The organism is Gordonia sp. DT218 (genome assembly GCF_049847105.1).
GTDB lineage: Bacteria > Actinomycetota > Actinomycetes > Mycobacteriales > Mycobacteriaceae > Gordonia.
On the sequence record NZ_JBNCNS010000002.1, the window covers coordinates 807,328 to 823,456 of the forward strand.

Annotated in this window: 13 protein-coding genes and 1 other RNA gene; 9 read left to right on the plus strand and 5 right to left on the minus strand. The window is 68.5% G+C overall.

What is annotated here, in order from left to right:
• Positions 1 to 4: 4 nt before the first annotated feature.
• The 4 genes from ACPXCG_RS10620 (at position 5) to ACPXCG_RS10635 (ending at position 3,429) form a co-directional block, all read left to right on the plus strand.
• Positions 5 to 742: a zinc ribbon domain-containing protein gene (locus tag ACPXCG_RS10620; protein WP_425791777.1), complete on the plus strand. Its 738-nt coding sequence runs from the start codon at positions 5 to 7 to the stop codon at positions 740 to 742.
• Positions 742 to 1,410 (plus strand): bifunctional RNase H/acid phosphatase, encoded by a 669-nt coding sequence (locus ACPXCG_RS10625; protein WP_425791779.1) that lies wholly within the window; start codon positions 742 to 744, stop codon positions 1,408 to 1,410. The genes ACPXCG_RS10620 and ACPXCG_RS10625 overlap by 1 nt, the downstream gene beginning before the upstream one ends.
• A 35-nt stretch (positions 1,411 to 1,445) precedes the next feature.
• Positions 1,446 to 1,882: RNase P RNA component class A (gene rnpB / locus ACPXCG_RS10630), an RNA gene on the plus strand.
• Positions 1,883 to 1,899: 17 nt separating this feature from the next.
• Positions 1,900 to 3,429 carry an RNB domain-containing ribonuclease gene (locus tag ACPXCG_RS10635; RefSeq protein ID WP_425791781.1) on the plus strand — a complete coding sequence of 510 codons (1,530 nt, stop codon included), beginning with the start codon at positions 1,900 to 1,902 and terminating at the stop codon, positions 3,427 to 3,429.
• Positions 3,430 to 3,628: 199 nt separating this feature from the next.
• Here ACPXCG_RS10635 and ACPXCG_RS10640 read toward each other — a convergent pair whose 3' ends face one another.
• The 3 genes from ACPXCG_RS10640 to panB all read right to left on the minus strand — a co-directional run bounded on the left by ACPXCG_RS10640 (position 3,629) and on the right by panB (position 7,070).
• Positions 3,629 to 5,125 (minus strand): CHAD domain-containing protein, encoded by a 1,497-nt coding sequence (locus ACPXCG_RS10640; protein ID WP_425791783.1) that lies wholly within the window; start codon positions 5,123 to 5,125, stop codon positions 3,629 to 3,631.
• A gap of 77 nt (positions 5,126 to 5,202) precedes the next feature.
• Complete coding sequence (gene pip / locus ACPXCG_RS10645; protein WP_425791785.1) at positions 5,203 to 6,174, minus strand: prolyl aminopeptidase; 972 nt, start codon at positions 6,172 to 6,174, stop codon at positions 5,203 to 5,205.
• A gap of 29 nt (positions 6,175 to 6,203) precedes the next feature.
• Positions 6,204 to 7,070, minus strand: coding sequence for a 3-methyl-2-oxobutanoate hydroxymethyltransferase (gene panB / locus ACPXCG_RS10650; RefSeq protein ID WP_425791786.1), 867 nt, complete (start codon positions 7,068 to 7,070; stop codon positions 6,204 to 6,206).
• Positions 7,071 to 7,232: 162 nt separating this feature from the next.
• Here panB and ACPXCG_RS10655 point away from each other — a divergent pair, with 162 nt between their 5' ends.
• From ACPXCG_RS10655 to ACPXCG_RS10675, 5 genes are all read left to right on the plus strand, one after another.
• Positions 7,233 to 8,762: an alpha/beta hydrolase gene (locus ACPXCG_RS10655; RefSeq protein ID WP_425791788.1), complete on the plus strand. Its 1,530-nt coding sequence runs from the start codon at positions 7,233 to 7,235 to the stop codon at positions 8,760 to 8,762.
• Between the two features lie 84 nt (positions 8,763 to 8,846).
• Positions 8,847 to 10,187 (plus strand): glutamine synthetase family protein, encoded by a 1,341-nt coding sequence (locus tag ACPXCG_RS10660; RefSeq protein WP_425791790.1) that lies wholly within the window; start codon positions 8,847 to 8,849, stop codon positions 10,185 to 10,187.
• Between the two features lie 49 nt (positions 10,188 to 10,236).
• Positions 10,237 to 13,257 carry a bifunctional [glutamine synthetase] adenylyltransferase/[glutamine synthetase]-adenylyl-L-tyrosine phosphorylase gene (locus tag ACPXCG_RS10665; RefSeq protein ID WP_425791791.1) on the plus strand — a complete coding sequence of 1,007 codons (3,021 nt, stop codon included), beginning with the start codon at positions 10,237 to 10,239 and terminating at the stop codon, positions 13,255 to 13,257.
• Entirely contained in the window at positions 13,257 to 14,204 is a 948-nt protein-coding gene (locus ACPXCG_RS10670; RefSeq protein ID WP_425792102.1) for an endonuclease/exonuclease/phosphatase family protein, read from the plus strand. The genes ACPXCG_RS10665 and ACPXCG_RS10670 overlap by 1 nt, the downstream gene beginning before the upstream one ends.
• Positions 14,201 to 14,863, plus strand: a complete 663-nt coding sequence (locus ACPXCG_RS10675; protein WP_425791793.1) for a heme oxygenase (biliverdin-producing) — start codon at positions 14,201 to 14,203, stop codon at positions 14,861 to 14,863. The genes ACPXCG_RS10670 and ACPXCG_RS10675 overlap by 4 nt, the downstream gene beginning before the upstream one ends.
• Before the next feature lie 32 nt (positions 14,864 to 14,895).
• Here the strand turns inward: ACPXCG_RS10675 and ACPXCG_RS10680 are convergent, their stop codons facing one another.
• Together ACPXCG_RS10680 and ACPXCG_RS10685 are read right to left on the minus strand one after the other, a co-directional pair.
• Positions 14,896 to 15,306, minus strand: coding sequence for a hypothetical protein (locus ACPXCG_RS10680; protein ID WP_425791794.1), 411 nt, complete (start codon positions 15,304 to 15,306; stop codon positions 14,896 to 14,898).
• 70 nt (positions 15,307 to 15,376) lie between these two features.
• On the minus strand, positions 15,377 to 16,123 hold the full coding sequence (locus ACPXCG_RS10685) for a TetR/AcrR family transcriptional regulator (RefSeq protein WP_425791796.1): 747 nt from the start codon (positions 16,121 to 16,123) through the stop codon (positions 15,377 to 15,379).
• Positions 16,124 to 16,129: the final 6 nt, after the last annotated feature.

Genomic DNA, 16,129 nt, shown 5'->3' on the forward strand with positions numbered 1-16,129 from the left:
CACAGTGAAGGTGGACGCAGGAATCCAGCGACAACTCCTCGACCTGGCCGACGCCGACGCCGAACTCGCTCGGCTGGATCATCGTCGGACGCACCTGCCCGAGGACACCGAGATCACCGAGTTGGACCAGCGGATCGAATCCGCGCGCAATGATCTGGTCCGCGCCGAGATCTCCGCCGAGGACCTGACTCGCGAGTATCGGCGGATCGACAGTGAGGTGTCGGGGATGGCTTCGCGGGAGGCCAAGGATTCCGCGCAGCTGACCGCGGGCGGACTCGCGCCCAAGGCGCTCTCCGAACTGCAGCACGAGTTGTCCGGCCTGGCCCGTCGTCGCGCGTCTCTCGAAGACGATCTGCTCGGCGTCATGGAGCAGCAGGAGGCGGTCACCGCCGAAGAGCAGCGGGCCGCCGCGACCATCGAACACCTGGACAGCGAGGTCGCGTCCACCCGTGAGCGCAGGAACACCGCATTGTCGGGGATCGCGGCCGATCACGACGCCGTCGCGGCACGGCGGGAATCGGTCGCGGCCGAGATCACACCGGAACTCCTTGCGGTGTACGAGAAGCAGCGCGCGACCGGCCGGATCGGCGCGGGCCTGCTGAGGGCCCGCCGATGCGGTGCATGCCGGATGGAGCTGGATCGCGGCACCATCGCCTCGATCGCGGCGAAACCCGCCGACGAGGTGGTCCGCTGTGAGGAATGCGGCGCAGTCCTGGTCCGGACGGCCGAATCGGGTCTCTGATGGCGACGGCTGCGCGATCTGGCGGCCGGGCGCCGACGTGGCAGGGCCAACGGGCCCACCCGACCCGGATCTTGTTGCTGCGGCACGGGCAGACGGAACTGTCGGTGGAGCGTCGCTACTCGGGGCGCGGGAACCCGGCGTTGACCGAACTCGGACGTCGGCAGGCGGCGGCTGCGGCGCAGCGGCTCGGCGTGCACACAGAGATCGCGGCGGTGATCTCGTCGCCGCTGCAGCGCGCACGGTCGACCGCGGAGGCGGTTGCCGACCGCTTGGGACTCGCTGTCGAGATCGACGACGGTTTCATCGAGACGGACTTCGGTGACTGGGAGGGCCTGACATTCACCGAGGCCGCCGAGCGTGATCCCGAGTTGCACGCCCGATGGCTCGGCGACACGACGGTTGCGCCACCCGGCGGGGAGAGTTTCGCCCAGGTCTCCGAGCGGATTGCCACCACCAGAGATGCTGTGCTGCAGCGTTATCCGGGTGCCACCGTGCTCGTCGTATCGCATGTCACCCCGATCAAGACAATGCTCCGGGACGCACTGCGAACCGGGCCCGAACTCTTGTTCCGGCTGCATCTGGACCTGGCATCGTTGTCCATCGCGGAGTTCTATCCTGACGGCGGATCCGTCGTGCGACTGGTGAACGACACCGGCCACCTCGACTGACTCGTGACCACGGCCCGCTATTCTGTGTGGGCGAACGAGTCGGCCGGGCGGCCGCGGCGGTCGGAACGGCCCAGACCTCTGGGTACGCCGCTCGCCGAGGAAAGTCCGGACTCCACAGAGCAGGGTGGTTGTCAACGGCAACCCGGGGTGACCCGCGGGACAGTGCCACAGAGAACAGACCGCCGCCCCGATCCGTCGGGGCGGTAAGGGTGAAACGGTGCGGTAAGAGCGCACCAGCGACACGGGTGACCGCGTCGGCTAGGTAAACCCCACCCGGAGCAAGGCCGAAGCTCGCACCCCGGGGTGACCGGGAGTGCGGGTGCGCGGGTGTTCGAGGGCTGCTCGCCCGAGCCCGCGGGTGGGCCGCTCGAGGTACCCGGCGACGGAGTACCCAGATGGATGGTCGCCGCCCGCCTCGTGGTGAGAACCGCGAGACCGGGTACAGGATCCGGCTTACACGCCGGCTCGTTCGCCCCTACAGTCGGTGACGTGCAGCGCAAACTGTCCGCCCCCGACCTCGACTTCGACGCGGTACGGAACGAACTCGGCGTCAGCGAGGACTACGGCGCGACCGCGCAGGCGGAGGCCGATCACCCCGTCGACCGGTTCGCCGCCGTTCGCGAGGACCGGACCGACCTCCCGTTCGTCACGATCGATCCGCCGACCTCGATGGATCTCGACCAGGCGGTGCACATCGTCGCCGATGGCGAGGGTTTCGTGGTGAACTACGCGATCGCCGACGTCGCGGCCCTGATCGAACCGGAGGGGGCGCTCGACGCGGAGAGCCGCCGGCGCGGCACGACCGTCTATTTCCCGGACTGCTCGGTCCCGCTGCATCCGCGATCGCTGTCGGAGGGCGCGGGATCGCTGCTGCCCGACCAGACCCGGCCGTGCGTGCTGTGGACCATCCGGGTCGGCGCCGACGGCGAGCCCGCCGACGTGTCGATTGCCCGGGCCACGGTGCGGTCGGTCGCAAAGCTCGACTATGCGGGGGTGTCGGCCGATGCCGCGGCGGGGCGGTTGCATCCGTCGATCGATGCCCTGCCCGCGTTCGGCGAACTGCGGCATCGAGTCGCACTCGATCGTGGTGCGGTCGAACTCGATCTGCCCGATCAAGAAGTTGTCCGGGACGGCGGGGACGCTCGCTCCGCTCCCGGCGCCGGTACGATTCGGCCCGCTCGCTCCGCTCCCGGCGCCGGTTCGATTCGGCCCGCTCGCTCCGCTCCCGGCGCCGGGTGGACCCTGCGGCTCGCCCCGCACACCCCGGCGGACCTGTGGAACTCGCAGCTGTCGTTGCTCACCGGAATGTGCGCCGGGCAGATCATGGCCGATGCCGGGATCGGCCTGCTGCGCACCCTGCCGCCCGCGGATCCTCGTGCGGTGTCCGCGCTGCGCGCGACGGCGACGTCGCTGGACGTCGACTGGCCCGCGGACGTGACACCCGGCCAGTTCCTCGCGGGGCTGCCCAGGGAGGAACCGGCGACCCTCGCGTTGACGTCGGTGGGCGCGACCCTGATGCGCGGTGCCGACTATCTGGCACTGGGGAGCAATGGCGACGGCGATGTGCGCGAAACGCCGTCGCCCGACCGGCTGCGCCACGCGGCGATTGCCGGGCTCTACGCTCACGTCACCGCACCGTTGCGACGGCTCGGCGATCGTTTCGCCACCGAGGTGTGCCTCGCCGTCACCTCTGGGAACCCGGTGCCGGACTGGGTGACCCGGGCCTTGCCGACCCTTCCGAAGATCCTGCGGGCGGCGGATTCCCTCGCCTCGTCGGCCGACCGCGCGAGCATCGATCTGACCGAGGCCGTCGTACTCGCGGGCCGGGTGGGGGAGACCTTCGACGCCGTCGTCCTGCACGCGGCGACCGAACACCGAGCCGCGCAGGTCTTCCTCGCCGACCCCGCGGTGATCGCCCCGTGCGACGGAGATCCGGCGCAGGGGCGCGGGATCTCGGTGGTCCTCACGGTCGCCGACCCGTCGGCCCGAAAGGTGCTGTTCGTCCCCGCCGGCGGGTGAACGATGCATCTCGCGGTGGTGCTGCGCCGTCGCCACTCGCCGACCGGGCGCACAACCTCGTCGACCGTGCGCACTTTCGCGCCGATCGTGCGCGTGGGGTGGCCCGCGACGACGACGTGGGCCCGCTCGACGGGATACTGTGCACGTTCGACGGGATACTGTGCACGTTCGCCGGAATCGCGGGCCGCTCGTGCCGTGGTCAGATGTCCTTGGCGGCCTTGCGGTAGGCATCGATGGCCCGCTCGCCGTCGGCCTGTTGCCGGGCATCGATGCGCCCGAGTACGAACATGTCGGGGCCGGAGAGCTTCCCGGACCCGGCGATCTCGGCCACCCGAGCGCGATTGATCCGGCTGTCGTTGTAGTCGCCGAGCGCGGATTGCACGCGCTTGGCGATCGTGGCGACCTTGCGGTACCGCTTCCTGTCGAGAGGCTCGGCGGCGTCGGTGCTGTAACGCAGCCGCTTCGCGCGTTTACGAATGGTGTGCAGTTGTTCTGCCCATTCCTCGGAGCCCTCCGTCAGGCTCGACAACACGCTTTGCTCGTTGCGGATCTTCTTGCGGCTCTTGGCAATGGCGCGGTCCACGGCGATCGTCGCGTCGAGATCGGCGTCGGGTCCGGGCGGTGGTGACGCGATGAGCTCGTCGATCGCGTCGAGTAGGGCGAAGTACCTGTCGGAGTCGATCGCGGCATGCGCGGCCTTGATCGCCCGGTCGTGGATCGCGATCTCCGTGCCGGCGAGCTCGGCGATCAGCGACTGCGAGGCGTTCTCGGCCTTCAGGAGGTTCTCGTCGAGTGCCAGCTGGACTTCCGAATCGCGGGCATCACCGAGGATCCTCGCGAGGAGCTTCAGCTCGCCACCGATGTGATCGGTGCGCTCGGCGTCGAGAACGGTCGGGAATCCGGAGAACACGCTGCGGAGCCGTCGGCAGGCCACCCGCATCTGGTGCACCGCGTCGTCGGCGTCGGTGCGCACGAGCGGATCCTGGGTGATGAGCGAGTTGCGGTGGATGGCGATGTCGGTGACCACGAGTTCCAGCGCGGTCGGCCGCTTGCCGAGGTGCGGTTCGACCACGGTCGGAGTGGAACCGATCGCACGTGCGAGTTTGGATGCCGACGACGGTTCGCGACCGCCCGCACCACGCAGGGTCTTCTCCGCGGTCTTGAGCAGGCGCGGGTGCGGGTCGTTGCCCAGGAGTTCGAACTCCCACTCGGCCCACTCCTGGAAATGTCCACCGGGCAGCAGCGATTGCGCGGTGACCAGATCCTCGGCGAACTCGGCGACGGGCTGCCCATCGGCCCCGAGCAGCGTCGTCACGGTCCGTGTCGTGGACACGGCCGCGACCGGGATGAGCCTGCGGGTCCGGGTCAGTGCCACCACGGGGGAGATCAGGTCGGTCGGGACCTCGCCATCGGCCGGCGCCTCGTCGAAGCCGAGCTGGAGCTCCCGCCGCGCGCCGCGCGCGGCGGCGGGGCGCTTGAGATGCCATCCGGCGTCGTGGCCACCGGTGCGGCGGCGCAAGGTGATCCGGTTACCGGCCAGGTCGAGGTTCTCGGTGTCGAAGTAGGTGGCATCGAGACTGAACGTCTCGGGTTCCGTCGCACCGATGACGCCGGGCAGGACTCGGAGGTCGGGTGCGGTGTGCCCCGCATCCACATCGAACTTCAGTTCCACTTCGAGCTGCTCGGATGCCGGCACCCGGTCCTCCTGTGTCCCTGGGCGCGGGTCGATGCACGCGCCCGACGTGTGCTGTGTCTGTGCATTCTAGGCCGGTCTCAGAATGCCCGATCCGCGAAACCGTCCGTCGCGGTGATCAAATGATGTTTGATGCCCGGTTCGAACGATGCGTGCCCCGCGTCGTCGACGATGTGCAACTCCGCGCTCGGCCACGCTCGGTGGAGATCCCATGCGCTGCGCGTGGGACAGACGACGTCGTAGCGCCCCTGGACGATCACGCCCGGGATGTCGGCGAGGCGGTCGATCCGGGCCAGTAGCTGTCCGTCCTCGAGAAATCCGTGGTTGACGAAGTAGTGGTTCTCGATGGTCGCGAACGCGAGGTCGAAACGGGGTTTGTCGGCGCCGTCCCGGTCGTCGCCGGGTGGGCGGGGCAGCAGGTGGCTGGTCGCCTGTTCCCAGCCGGTCCATGCGCTCGCGGCGGCCTGGGCGACGGATCGATCGGGGGAGGTGAGCAGGCGGTGGTAGGCGGCGACCAGGTCACCGTCGCGCTCTCCGTCGGGAATAGGCGCCAGATAGGACTCCCAGAGGTCGGGGTAGATGTGCGCCGCACCGCCGTTGTAGTACCAGTCGATCTCGCTGCGTCGTAGCAGGAAGATCCCGCGCAGGACCAGTTCGGTGACCCGCTCGGGATGTGCCTGCGCGTAGGCGAGGCCGAGCGTCGACCCCCATGAGCCGCCGAATACCTGCCACCGGTCGATACCGAGGTGGGTGCGCAGCAATTCCATGTCCGCGATCAGGTGTCCGGTGGTGTTCGTCGACAGCTCGGCGCCGTCGGCGATGTGCGGGCGCGACCTACCGCATCCGCGTTGGTCGAAGAGCACGATCCGGTACCGCGCCGGGTCGAAGAACCGACGCTGATCCGGGGCGGTGCCACCTCCGGGGCCGCCGTGCACGAACACGACGGGCTTGCCGTCGGCGTTGCCGGAGGTCTCCCAATAGATCTGCTGGCCGTCCCCGACGTCGAGGTGGCCCTGGTCGTACGGTTCGATGCTGGGGTAGAAGTCGCGCATGGTCACAACCCTATGCGCGAGCGCTCCCGTCAGTAGCTGTGTTCGGGGGCGGGGAAGGTTCCGCGCCGGACCTGGTCGGCGTATTGCTCTGCCGCGGAACGTAGTTCGGTTCCGACATCACCGAAGCGCTTGACGAACTTGGCGGTCTTGCCGTGCGTGAGCCCGGCCATGTCCTGCCAGACGAGCACTTGGGCGTCGGTCTCGTTGCCCGCGCCGATGCCCACGGTCGGGATGGTGAGCTTGCGGGTGATCTGGCCTGCCAGATCGGCGGGCACCATCTCCATCACCACGGCGAACGCGCCGGCCTCCTGAACCGCGATCGCATCCTCGACGAGTTGGTCGCCCGCGTCGCCGCGGCCCTGGACCCGGTAACCGCCGAGGCCGTTCACGCTCTGCGGGGTGAAGCCGATGTGTGCCATCACCGGGATCCCCGCTGCGGTCAGCGCGGCGATCTGATCGGCGACGCGCTCACCACCCTCGATCTTGATGGCGTGTGCGCCGGTCTCCTTGAACACCTTCACGGCCGATTCGAGGGCCTGCTGGGGGCTCGCCTCGTAGCTGCCGAACGGCAGGTCGGCGACGACGAGCGCGTGCGGTGCACCACGGACCACCGCCCGGATGAGCGGGATGAGTTCGTCGACGGTGACCGGGATGGTGGTGTCGTAGCCGAGCACGACGTTCGCCGCCGAGTCGCCGACGAGTAGCACCGGGATCTCGGCCGCGTCGAAAATGCGGGCGGTGGAGTAGTCGTAGCAGGTCAGCATGGACCACTTCTCGCCATCGGCCTTCATCTGGGCCAGATGGTGCACGCGGGTGGCGCGGCGACGGGGAGCGGATGCGGAGGAATCAGACGCAACAGTGGATTCGGACGCGCCATACACCGAGGAATCGGACATCGTTGTCTCTTTTCTGCCTCGAGTCCTGCCAAGCAGGTACCCGGGTTGGGCTGGACGCCATCCATTGTGTCACCGGTGCGCGCACGGTTGAACGCCCATGACCTGTGGCTTTGCTCACATGGGCAACACGGGGACGCATCCTTCGGACCGTACGATCACCGCATGGCGATCATCGGCCGGACCGTGGTGCGACGGGTTGTCGTCGTCGCGTTGGTCGCGGTCCTCGCGGTGCTGGACGGGTGCCGTCTCCTGTCGTCCGGATCCGGGATCGATTGGCATTCCTGCGGTTCCGACGACGGGGTGGTGAGCGCCGCGATTCCCGGGTCGGTCGCCGGCCGGGTGTCGTGTGGACGGTTGTCGGTTCCCCTCGATCCCCGAGATCCCGGCCTGGGCACGATCTCGCTCGCGGTCGCGCGACTGGGCGCCGCGGGCCCCGCGACCGGGACGCTGGTGATCAATCCGGGCGGTCCCGGCGGCTCCGGCGTGGGCCATCTCGTCGGCTCGGCCGCGAATCTGGCCCAGTCGGCGATCGCGGACACCCATGACATCGTCTCCTTCGATCCGCGTGGCGTGGGCGCATCACGGCCGGCCATCCGATGCCGCACCGACGCCGAACGCGACACCGAACGTGCGATGGACCTGGGCGACCGATCGGCGGCAGGCATCGGGCGTGTCGAGCGATACCGGGAAGCGATGGCGCACGAGTGCCGCGCGCGCGTCGGTGCGGACGTCCTGTCGCGGGTCGGTACCGACTTCGTGGCGGGCGACCTCGACCGGTTCCGTGCCGCGCTCGATGAGGACGCGATCGCCTTTCTCGGATACTCCTACGGCACCCGCCTCGGCCTCGAGTACGCGGCGCGGTATCCGTCCCGGCTCGAAGGGCTCGTCCTCGACGGCGTGGTCGATCCCGTCGAGGACCCGATCGACGCATCGATCGATCAGCAAAGGGGATTCCAGCAGGCCTTCGACGCCTTCGCCGAGGACTGTGTGCAGCGGCCGGGCTGCCCGTTGGGTGATCGTGTCGAGGACGCGGTCGCGCGCTATCGGGCGATGGTCGATCCGCTGCTCGCCGATCCGGCGCCTGCGGGTGGACGGACCCTGTCGGTCGAGGATGCCGAGATCGCCACGGTGGCCGCGCTGTATCAGCGATCGGGATGGGACGACCTGCGGGCGGCGTTGATCGCGCTCGCGGCGGGTGACGGCACCGGGATGACGCGGCTCGCCGACGCCTTCGAGGGACGGGACGTCGACGGCCGTTACGACGCGTCGCAGGACGCCTTCGTCGCGATCAGCTGTGCCGACGATCGGAGAGTGCCCGACCGTGCGCGATACGACGAGTCGGAGCTCCGCGCGCGTAGCGCCGCACCGTTTCGGGACGACGGGCGCGGCACCGGACGGGGGCCGCTGGGGATCTGCGAGTTCTGGACGCCTGCGGTTCACCCCGCGGGCGGTCCGCCGGTCGACGGCACGCCGGGCGTGGGGACTCCACCCGCCCTCGTGGTGGCGTCCACCGGGGACCCGGCCACTCCGTACCCCACGGCGATGGCGGTCGCGCGACGGATCGGTGCCGGGCGCATCAGCGTCGACCGGCCCGGGCACACCGCGGTGTTCCGGGGCGACGAGTGCGTCGACAGGACGGTGACCCGGTATCTCAGCGATCCCACAGTGCCGCATGCCACTCTCGGATGCTGAGATTTGTTCCGTAAAACCGCAGGATGCTGAGTTCGACTTGAACATGTAACACGGATTTAACAGGCTACTTCTAATGTCCGGGGCATGGATCGCCAAAAGGAATTCGTGCTGCGGACCCTCGAAGAGCGCGACATCCGATTCGTGAGGCTGTGGTTCACCGACGTTCTCGGCTACCTCAAATCCGTGGCGATCGCACCCGCCGAACTCGAGGGAGCCTTCGCCGAGGGTATCGGTTTCGACGGCTCGGCCATCGAGGGATTCTCGCGCGTGTCCGAGGCGGACACGGTCGCCAAGCCCGATCCGTCGACCTTCCAGATCCTGCCGTGGACGACCTCGACGGGTCGTCATCACTCGGCTCGGATGTTCTGCGACATCGCGATGCCCGACGGCACCCCGAGCTGGGCGGATTCTCGACATGTCCTGCGGCGCCAGCTCAACAAGGCCGCCGATCAGGGCTTCAGCTGCTACGTCCATCCGGAGATCGAGTTCTTCCTCCTCAAGGACGCGCCGCTCGACGGCACGGTGCCGACCCCGGCCGACTCGGGCGGCTACTTCGACCAGGCCGTACACGACTCGGCGCCCAACTTCCGTCGCCACGCCATCGAGGCCCTGGAGTCGATGGGGATCTCGGTCGAGTTCTCCCATCACGAGGGCGCGCCCGGTCAGCAGGAGATCGACCTGCGGTACGCGGATGCGCTGTCCATGGCCGACAACGTGATGACCTTCCGCTACGTCGTCAAAGAGGTGGCCATCGACGAGGGCACCTGGGCGACCTTCATGCCGAAGCCGTTCAGCGAGCATCCCGGTTCGGCGATGCACACCCACATGAGCCTCTTCGAGGGCGACACCAACGCGTTCCACAACCCCGACGACCCGATGCAGCTGTCGAGCACCGGAAAGAGCTTCATCGCCGGGATCCTGCACCACGCCAGTGAGATCAGCGCGGTCACCAACCAGTGGGTGAACTCCTACAAACGCCTGATCCACGGCGGCGAGGCGCCCACCGCGGCCACCTGGGGCGGTGCCAATCGGTCGGCGCTGATCCGCCTGCCGCTGTACACGCCGAACAAGGCGTCATCGCGGCGCATCGAGGTCCGCAGCCCGGACTCCGCCTGCAACCCGTACCTGACCTTCGCGGTGCTGCTGGCCGCCGGGCTGAAGGGCATCAGCGAGGGTTACGAGCTGCCCGACGAGGCCGAGGACGACGTGTGGGCGCTGACGCCGGCGGAGCGACGGGCGATGGGCTATCGGGAGCTGCCGGGCAGCCTCGCCGATGCGCTCGTGGAGATGGAGAAGTCGGAGTTGGTGGCCGAGGCGCTCGGCGAACACGTCTTCGATTACTTCCTCCGCAACAAGTGGGCTGAGTGGACGAGCTACCGCAGCCTGGTCACGCCGTACGAGCTGAAGAGTTACCTGCCGCTGTAGCTGTGCCCTGGTGCACACCTGACCGCTCGCGACCGCTACCTTTTGGAGTGTGACTTCACTTCGCGGCCGCGGCCGCGGCCGCGTTCCCAGTGCCGGGCGCCTCGGGCTGCTCGAGACCACCGCCCCGGGTCACCTCGCCGAACTGGAGTGGGACAACGACGATTCGGTCGACGTGCTGTGGGCCCTGTCCCGTGCGCCCGACGCCGATCTGGCCCTCCGGGCGCTGATCCGTCTCAAGGGTGCGGCCGGTGTGGACGAGTGGGCCGAGGCCGACGACCGGGTCCGCACCGACACCGGATTTCGCGGCCGGCTGTTCGCGGTACTCGGCGCCTCCGATGCCCTCGGCGATCACATGGTGGCCGAACCGTCGACCTGGCGTCTGCTGATCGGTTCGACCCTGCCGTCCGTCGACGAGATGAACGAGCGCATGCTGGCGTCGGTGGGGGCCGCCCCGGAACCGGGCGCGCTCGAGGCGGGCAACAAGGTCTACCGTGCGACGGTCACCGGACCCAAGTCGGTGGTCGCGTTGCGCACCGCCTATCGGAATCTGCTGCTGCAGTTGGCGGCCCACGACGTCGCGCCGACCGTGCAGGACGAGCCGGTGATCTATCTGCCCGAGGTCGGCGGGTTCCTCTCGGATCTCGCGGATGCGGCCCTCACCGCCGCACTGGCGGTGGCCGTCGCCGAGGTGTGCGGCGACCATCCGCTCTCGGTGCGGCTCGCGATCATCGCGATGGGCAAATGCGGTGCGCGTGAGCTGAACTACGTCAGCGACGTCGACGTCGTGTTCGTCAGTGAGCCCGCGGACGGAGTGGCCGCCCGGATCGCCGGCGAGGTGATGCGGGTCGGGTCGTTGGCCTTCTTCGAGGTCGACGCCGCGCTGCGGCCGGAAGGGAAGGCCGGCGCGCTGACCCGCACCCTCGACTCGCATGTCGCGTATTACCGCCGCTGGGCCAAGACCTGGGAGTTCCAGGCCTTGCTCAAGGCTCGCGCGATGACCGGCGACATGGGCCTCGCCGACGACTACCTCGCCGCGCTCAGTCCGATGGTGTGGACGGCGGCCGAACGCGAGGACTTCGTGCCGGAGACCCAGGCGATGCGCCGCCGCGTCGAGTCACTCGTCCCGGAGGAACTGCGTGAGCGCAACCTCAAGCTCGGCAGCGGGAGCCTGCGCGACGTCGAGTTCGCGGTCCAGCTCCTACAGATGGTGCACGGCCGCGTCGACGAGGAGATCCGTGTCAAGGCGACCGTCGATGCACTGAGTGCGCTGACCGCCGGCGGCTATGTCGGTCGCGACGACGGTGCGAATCTCACCGCCTCCTATCAGTTCCTGCGTGCGTTGGAACATCGGCTGCAGCTGCAGCGACTGTCGCGGACCCATCTGCTGCCGGCCTTCGAGGACGAGGGGAACATGCGCTGGCTCGCCCGGGCCGCGCATATTCGTCAGGAGGGCGACCGCGATGCGACGGGTGTGCTGCGGGACCAACTCAAGCGCCACAAGTCACGTATCCGCAGGCTGCACGAGAAGCTCTTCTATCGTCCGCTGCTCGATGCGGCCACGCGCTTCAACACCGACGAGCTCACGCTCTCCGACAAGTCGGCCGAACGTCGACTGTCGGCGCTCGGTTATGCGAAACCCGAACGCGCACTGAATCATATCCGCGCACTGGCATCCTCGCCGGGTCGTCGGGGACAGATCCAGCTGTTGATCCTGCCATCGCTCCTCGAGTGGATCGGGAACACCCCGGACCCCGACGCCGGCCTGCTGAACTATCGCCGACTGTGCGATGTGATGGACAAAGAGGAGTGGTTCATCCGGCTGTTGCGCGACGACGGTGTGGTCGCCGAGCGGCTGATGCACGTCCTGGGCACGTCGGAATACATCGCCAACCTGCTGATGCGGTCACCGGAGGTGATCCACCTCTATTCGGATGGTGCCAACGGCCCCAAACTGTGTGAGGTGCAGCCCGAGGATGTCGCCCGCGGGCTCATCGCGTCGACGGTGCGCCAACCGGATCTCAAACGTGCGGTGGCCGCGGCCCGGTCGCACCGACGCTTCGAACTCGCGCGGGTGGCCTCTGCCGACATCCTCGGCATGATGGACGTACCGGCGGTGTGCGCAGCCTTGTCGTCGGTGTGGGCATCGGTGCTCAACGCCGCCCTCACCGTCGTCATCGCCGAGTCCGAGCGTGACCGCGGGCTCCCGGCCCCCGCCCGCATCGCGGTGATCGGCATGGGCCGATTGGGCGGCGGTGAACTCGGTTACGGGTCCGACGCGGACGTGCTCTTCGTCTGCGAACCGGAGCCGGATGTCGACGAGGCGCTCGCGGTCCGCTGGTCGCAGACGATCGCGGAGAAGGTCCGCTCGATGCTGGGATCACCCAGCGAGGATCCGCCGCTCGAGGTGGATACCGGACTGCGCCCGGAGGGCCGCAACGGCCCGGTGGTGCGGACGCTCGCCGCGTACGCGGCCTACTACGACCAGTGGGCGCAGCCGTGGGAGATCCAGGCGTTGCTCAGGGCACATCAGGTCGCCGGCGACGATCAGCTCGGAATCGACTTCCTGCACATGGCCGATCGTATCCGCTACCCCGAGGGCGGGGTGTCGGCTGAGGCGGTCAAGGATATCCGCCGGATCAAGGCCCGCGTCGATTCCGAGCGGCTGCCGCGCGGCGCTGATCCGGCGACCCACACCAAACTGGGTCGTGGCGGGCTCGCGGACATCGAATGGACCGTGCAGCTCATCCAGCTGCGGTATGCCCACAGTTACCCGTCGTTGCACAACACGTCGACCCTACAGTCCCTCGACGCCATCGGTGCCGCGGAGTTGTTGGGGGAGAACGACGTAACGCTCCTGAAGGAAGCCTGGCTGACCGCGACCAATGCGCGCAATGCCCTGGTGCTGGTCCGCGGCAAGCCGATCGATCAGCTCCCCGCACCGGGCAGGCAGTTGCGGGCCGTCGCCTATGCCGCCGGCTGGCCCGAAGATCAGGCGGCGGAGTTCCTGGAGAACTATCTGCGCGTCACTCGCCGGGCAAAGGCCGTGGTGCGCAAGGTGTTCGGGGCGTGATCGGCCGACTCATCCGGTTCGTCCTGATGCTCGCCGGATGGGTTCTGCTCGCCGCCGCCGCGGTAGCGGTCTGGTTGCACCACTTCCCGTCACGAGGGGAACTCAGCCTGTACCTGACGAGCGCCGTCCCCTTCGCGCTGGTTGCCGCGGTATCGGCACTGGTGATCTTCGCGGCTACCCGGCGATGGATTCTGCTGACGCTCGCGATCCTGGTGTCGGCGGCGCTCTGCTACACACAGGTGCCGTTGGCGCGGGCGCAGGATGCGCCGGCGGGTCAACCGGTCACCGTCGTCACCGCGAACATGCTGTTCGGTGGTGCCGATGTCGACGCGCTGGCCCGCGAGGTCGGCGCGGCCGACGCGGACTTTTTGTCGGTGCAGGAGGTGACGCCGGACGCGTTGACGCGACTGCGGGCGAGCCCGATCGGTCGTCGGCTGCCGTTCTCCTTCGCGCTGCCGGGGTCCACCGCGATCGGCACCGCGATGTTCAGTCGCACACCGCTGTCCGGTCAGGTCGACCTCGAGGGCACTGCGCTGCACAACCTCGCGGGGGTGACCGATCTACCGGGCGCATCAGGCACACACGTCCTCGCCGTGCACCCCGGCGCACCCTTGCCGGGACGCACGAACATTTGGCGCAGCGACCTCGACCTACTCGGGACGTACCTGCGAGCACTGCCGCCGGGCCGGATGATCGCGGCGGGCGACTTCAACGCGACCTGGGACCACGCCGGTTACCGCAACCTGTTGCAGGGCGGGATCGTCGATGCGACGGATCAGGCGGGTGCCGGGTTCCGGCCGACGTATCCGACGGACCGCTTCGGTGGACGCCCGGTGATCGCCATCGATCATGTCATCAGTCGCGGATTCGTCGCGACGTCGTTGCGGACCTTCGACCTGCCGGGTTCCGATCATCGCGGAGTGGTGGTAACACTGGTGCCAACATGACGATTCCATTCGAAGAGACCGGCCACGCCGTGCAGGCCGAACCCCGGCGGTTGCTGTCCGAGAGCCTCCGTGCGGCCACCTCGGACGCACACGACCGTGCCGAGGGAGCCACCTTTGTCGACGACCTGATGTCGGGCCGGCTCGACGCGGGGGGATATCGGCGGATGGCCTCTCAGCTCTATTTCGTCTACCGGGCGCTGGAATCCGTCGGGGACACCCTGTCCGGCGACACGGTGGCGGGGCCCCTCGTCGACGAACGACTACGCCGTCTTCCTCGGCTCGCCGCCGACCTCGCGATGCTCGGTGTCGATCCGGCGACCCTCACGCCGCTGCCCGGAGTGTCCGCGTACGTGGACGCGATCGAGGCCACCCGCGACGACCCGCCTCGATTCGTGGCTCACCACTACACGCGCTATCTCGGGGATCTGAGTGGCGGCCAGGTCATCCGCAGCCGCATGAAGCTGCATTACGGGCTCACCGAGGCCGCACTGAGTTTCTACACATTCGACGAGATCGGGAAGCTCAAGCGCTACAAGGACTCCTACCGCGACACGCTCGACGGCCTACCGCTCGACGATGAGCAGATCGTGTCGCTCATCGACGAGGCGGTTGCCGCGTTCGGGCACAACGAACGGCTGTTCGCCGAACTCGCCGGCTGACCCCGGCCGGAACCGCTTCCCGGACGGACGTGCTAGCGGGCGGAATCCGCCCGGTTCTCGCGTGCACGCTCGACGCCCGCCTTCGCGAGGAAGAACGGCACGAGCAGCGTGCCGACCGCGGTCACCAGCCAGGTGATGACCGTGGCCCCGATCCAGGTCGGGATGCCGTGGATCTCGATGCCGTCGCTGCCGAGCAGATTCGCGAGCAGCAGGGCCACGAAGGTCGACACCAGCCCGACCCCGCCGAGGAAGGCCTCGGCGTTGCGCCGGACGAACTTCACGATGAACGGGCTGAGGATGAGTTGCGCAGCCGCGAAGATGACCACCGCGAGGAGGAATCCGCCTGCGTGGACGTGCATGTCATCGAGAATCCACGTCGCCACCAGCAGCCCGAGGGCGGCGGAGATCAAGTAGACGAGCGTACGGATGATTATGCGGATCATGAGCTAATCGTAAGCTCCCGGTGCCGGATCCCGAGGGTGGTTGCGTCGTGTCGACGGTCGGTGTCGGCATTCAGACCGAGCCGATGAGCGCGTCGAGGCCGTCGAGGATGACTCCGAGCCCGAAGGTGAGTTCGGCGGTGAAGAAGTCGTCGTCGTCATGGCCTTCGCCGGCGATGACGGCAGCCAGGTACGGCAATCGGTCGTGGTCGACGAACTCGGCGACCATCGCCTCATAACTGCTACCGGTCGCGACGTCGGCTGCGTCGAGCATCCCCATCTGACTCGCCTGGCGCACATGTTGTCGGACGAAGCCGTCCACCAGCAGCAATGCGCTGAGCTTTTGTTGGCTTGTGAGGCCGGTCTCGGCGAACGCCCGCACCCCGGAATCGGTCCAGGACAACACATTCGGTCCCACCGGTGGCCTGCGGAGCGGGATCGCCGCGAGCCATGGCCGGTGCCGGAGTCGTGCCGAAGCCGCGAGCGCCCACGCGGTCAATCGCTCGCGCCAGCTGCCGGTCGACGTCAGGTCCGGGTCCGCCGGCCCGAAGGCGGTGTCGACCATCACCTCGATGACATCGTCCTTGCTGTCGACGTACCGGTACAGCGACATCGTCGTGAGTCCGAGGGCGGCCGCGATGGCCTTCATCGACGCCGCCTCGACCCCGTGTTCGTCGGCGATCGCGACGGCAGCGGTGCCGATGTCGTGCACGGTCAGCGTCGGGCGCGGACCACGCCGCGGCGTGGGATCCTCGCGTCCCCAGAGGAGTGCCAGGTAGCGCGGGATCGCGGGTTGCGCGGTGTCGTCCGTCGAGGTCATTCCGAC

What these genes read in the sequence shown, in the direction of transcription:
- ACPXCG_RS10625 (WP_425791779.1), top strand. Translation starts at nt 742, where the DNA reads ATGGCGACGGCTGCGCGATCTGGCGGCCGGGCGCCGACGTGGCAGGGC.
- pip (WP_425791785.1), bottom strand. Translation starts at nt 6,174, where the DNA reads ATGCGCGACTTCTACCCCAGCATCGAACCGTACGACCAGGGCCACCTC.
- panB (WP_425791786.1), bottom strand. Translation starts at nt 7,070, where the DNA reads ATGTCCGATTCCTCGGTGTATGGCGCGTCCGAATCCACTGTTGCGTCT.
- ACPXCG_RS10655 (WP_425791788.1), top strand. Translation starts at nt 7,233, where the DNA reads ATGGCGATCATCGGCCGGACCGTGGTGCGACGGGTTGTCGTCGTCGCG.
- ACPXCG_RS10660 (WP_425791790.1), top strand. Translation starts at nt 8,847, where the DNA reads ATGGATCGCCAAAAGGAATTCGTGCTGCGGACCCTCGAAGAGCGCGAC.
- ACPXCG_RS10675 (WP_425791793.1), top strand. Translation starts at nt 14,201, where the DNA reads ATGACGATTCCATTCGAAGAGACCGGCCACGCCGTGCAGGCCGAACCC.
- ACPXCG_RS10680 (WP_425791794.1), bottom strand. Translation starts at nt 15,306, where the DNA reads ATGATCCGCATAATCATCCGTACGCTCGTCTACTTGATCTCCGCCGCC.
- ACPXCG_RS10685 (WP_425791796.1), bottom strand. Translation starts at nt 16,123, where the DNA reads ATGACCTCGACGGACGACACCGCGCAACCCGCGATCCCGCGCTACCTG.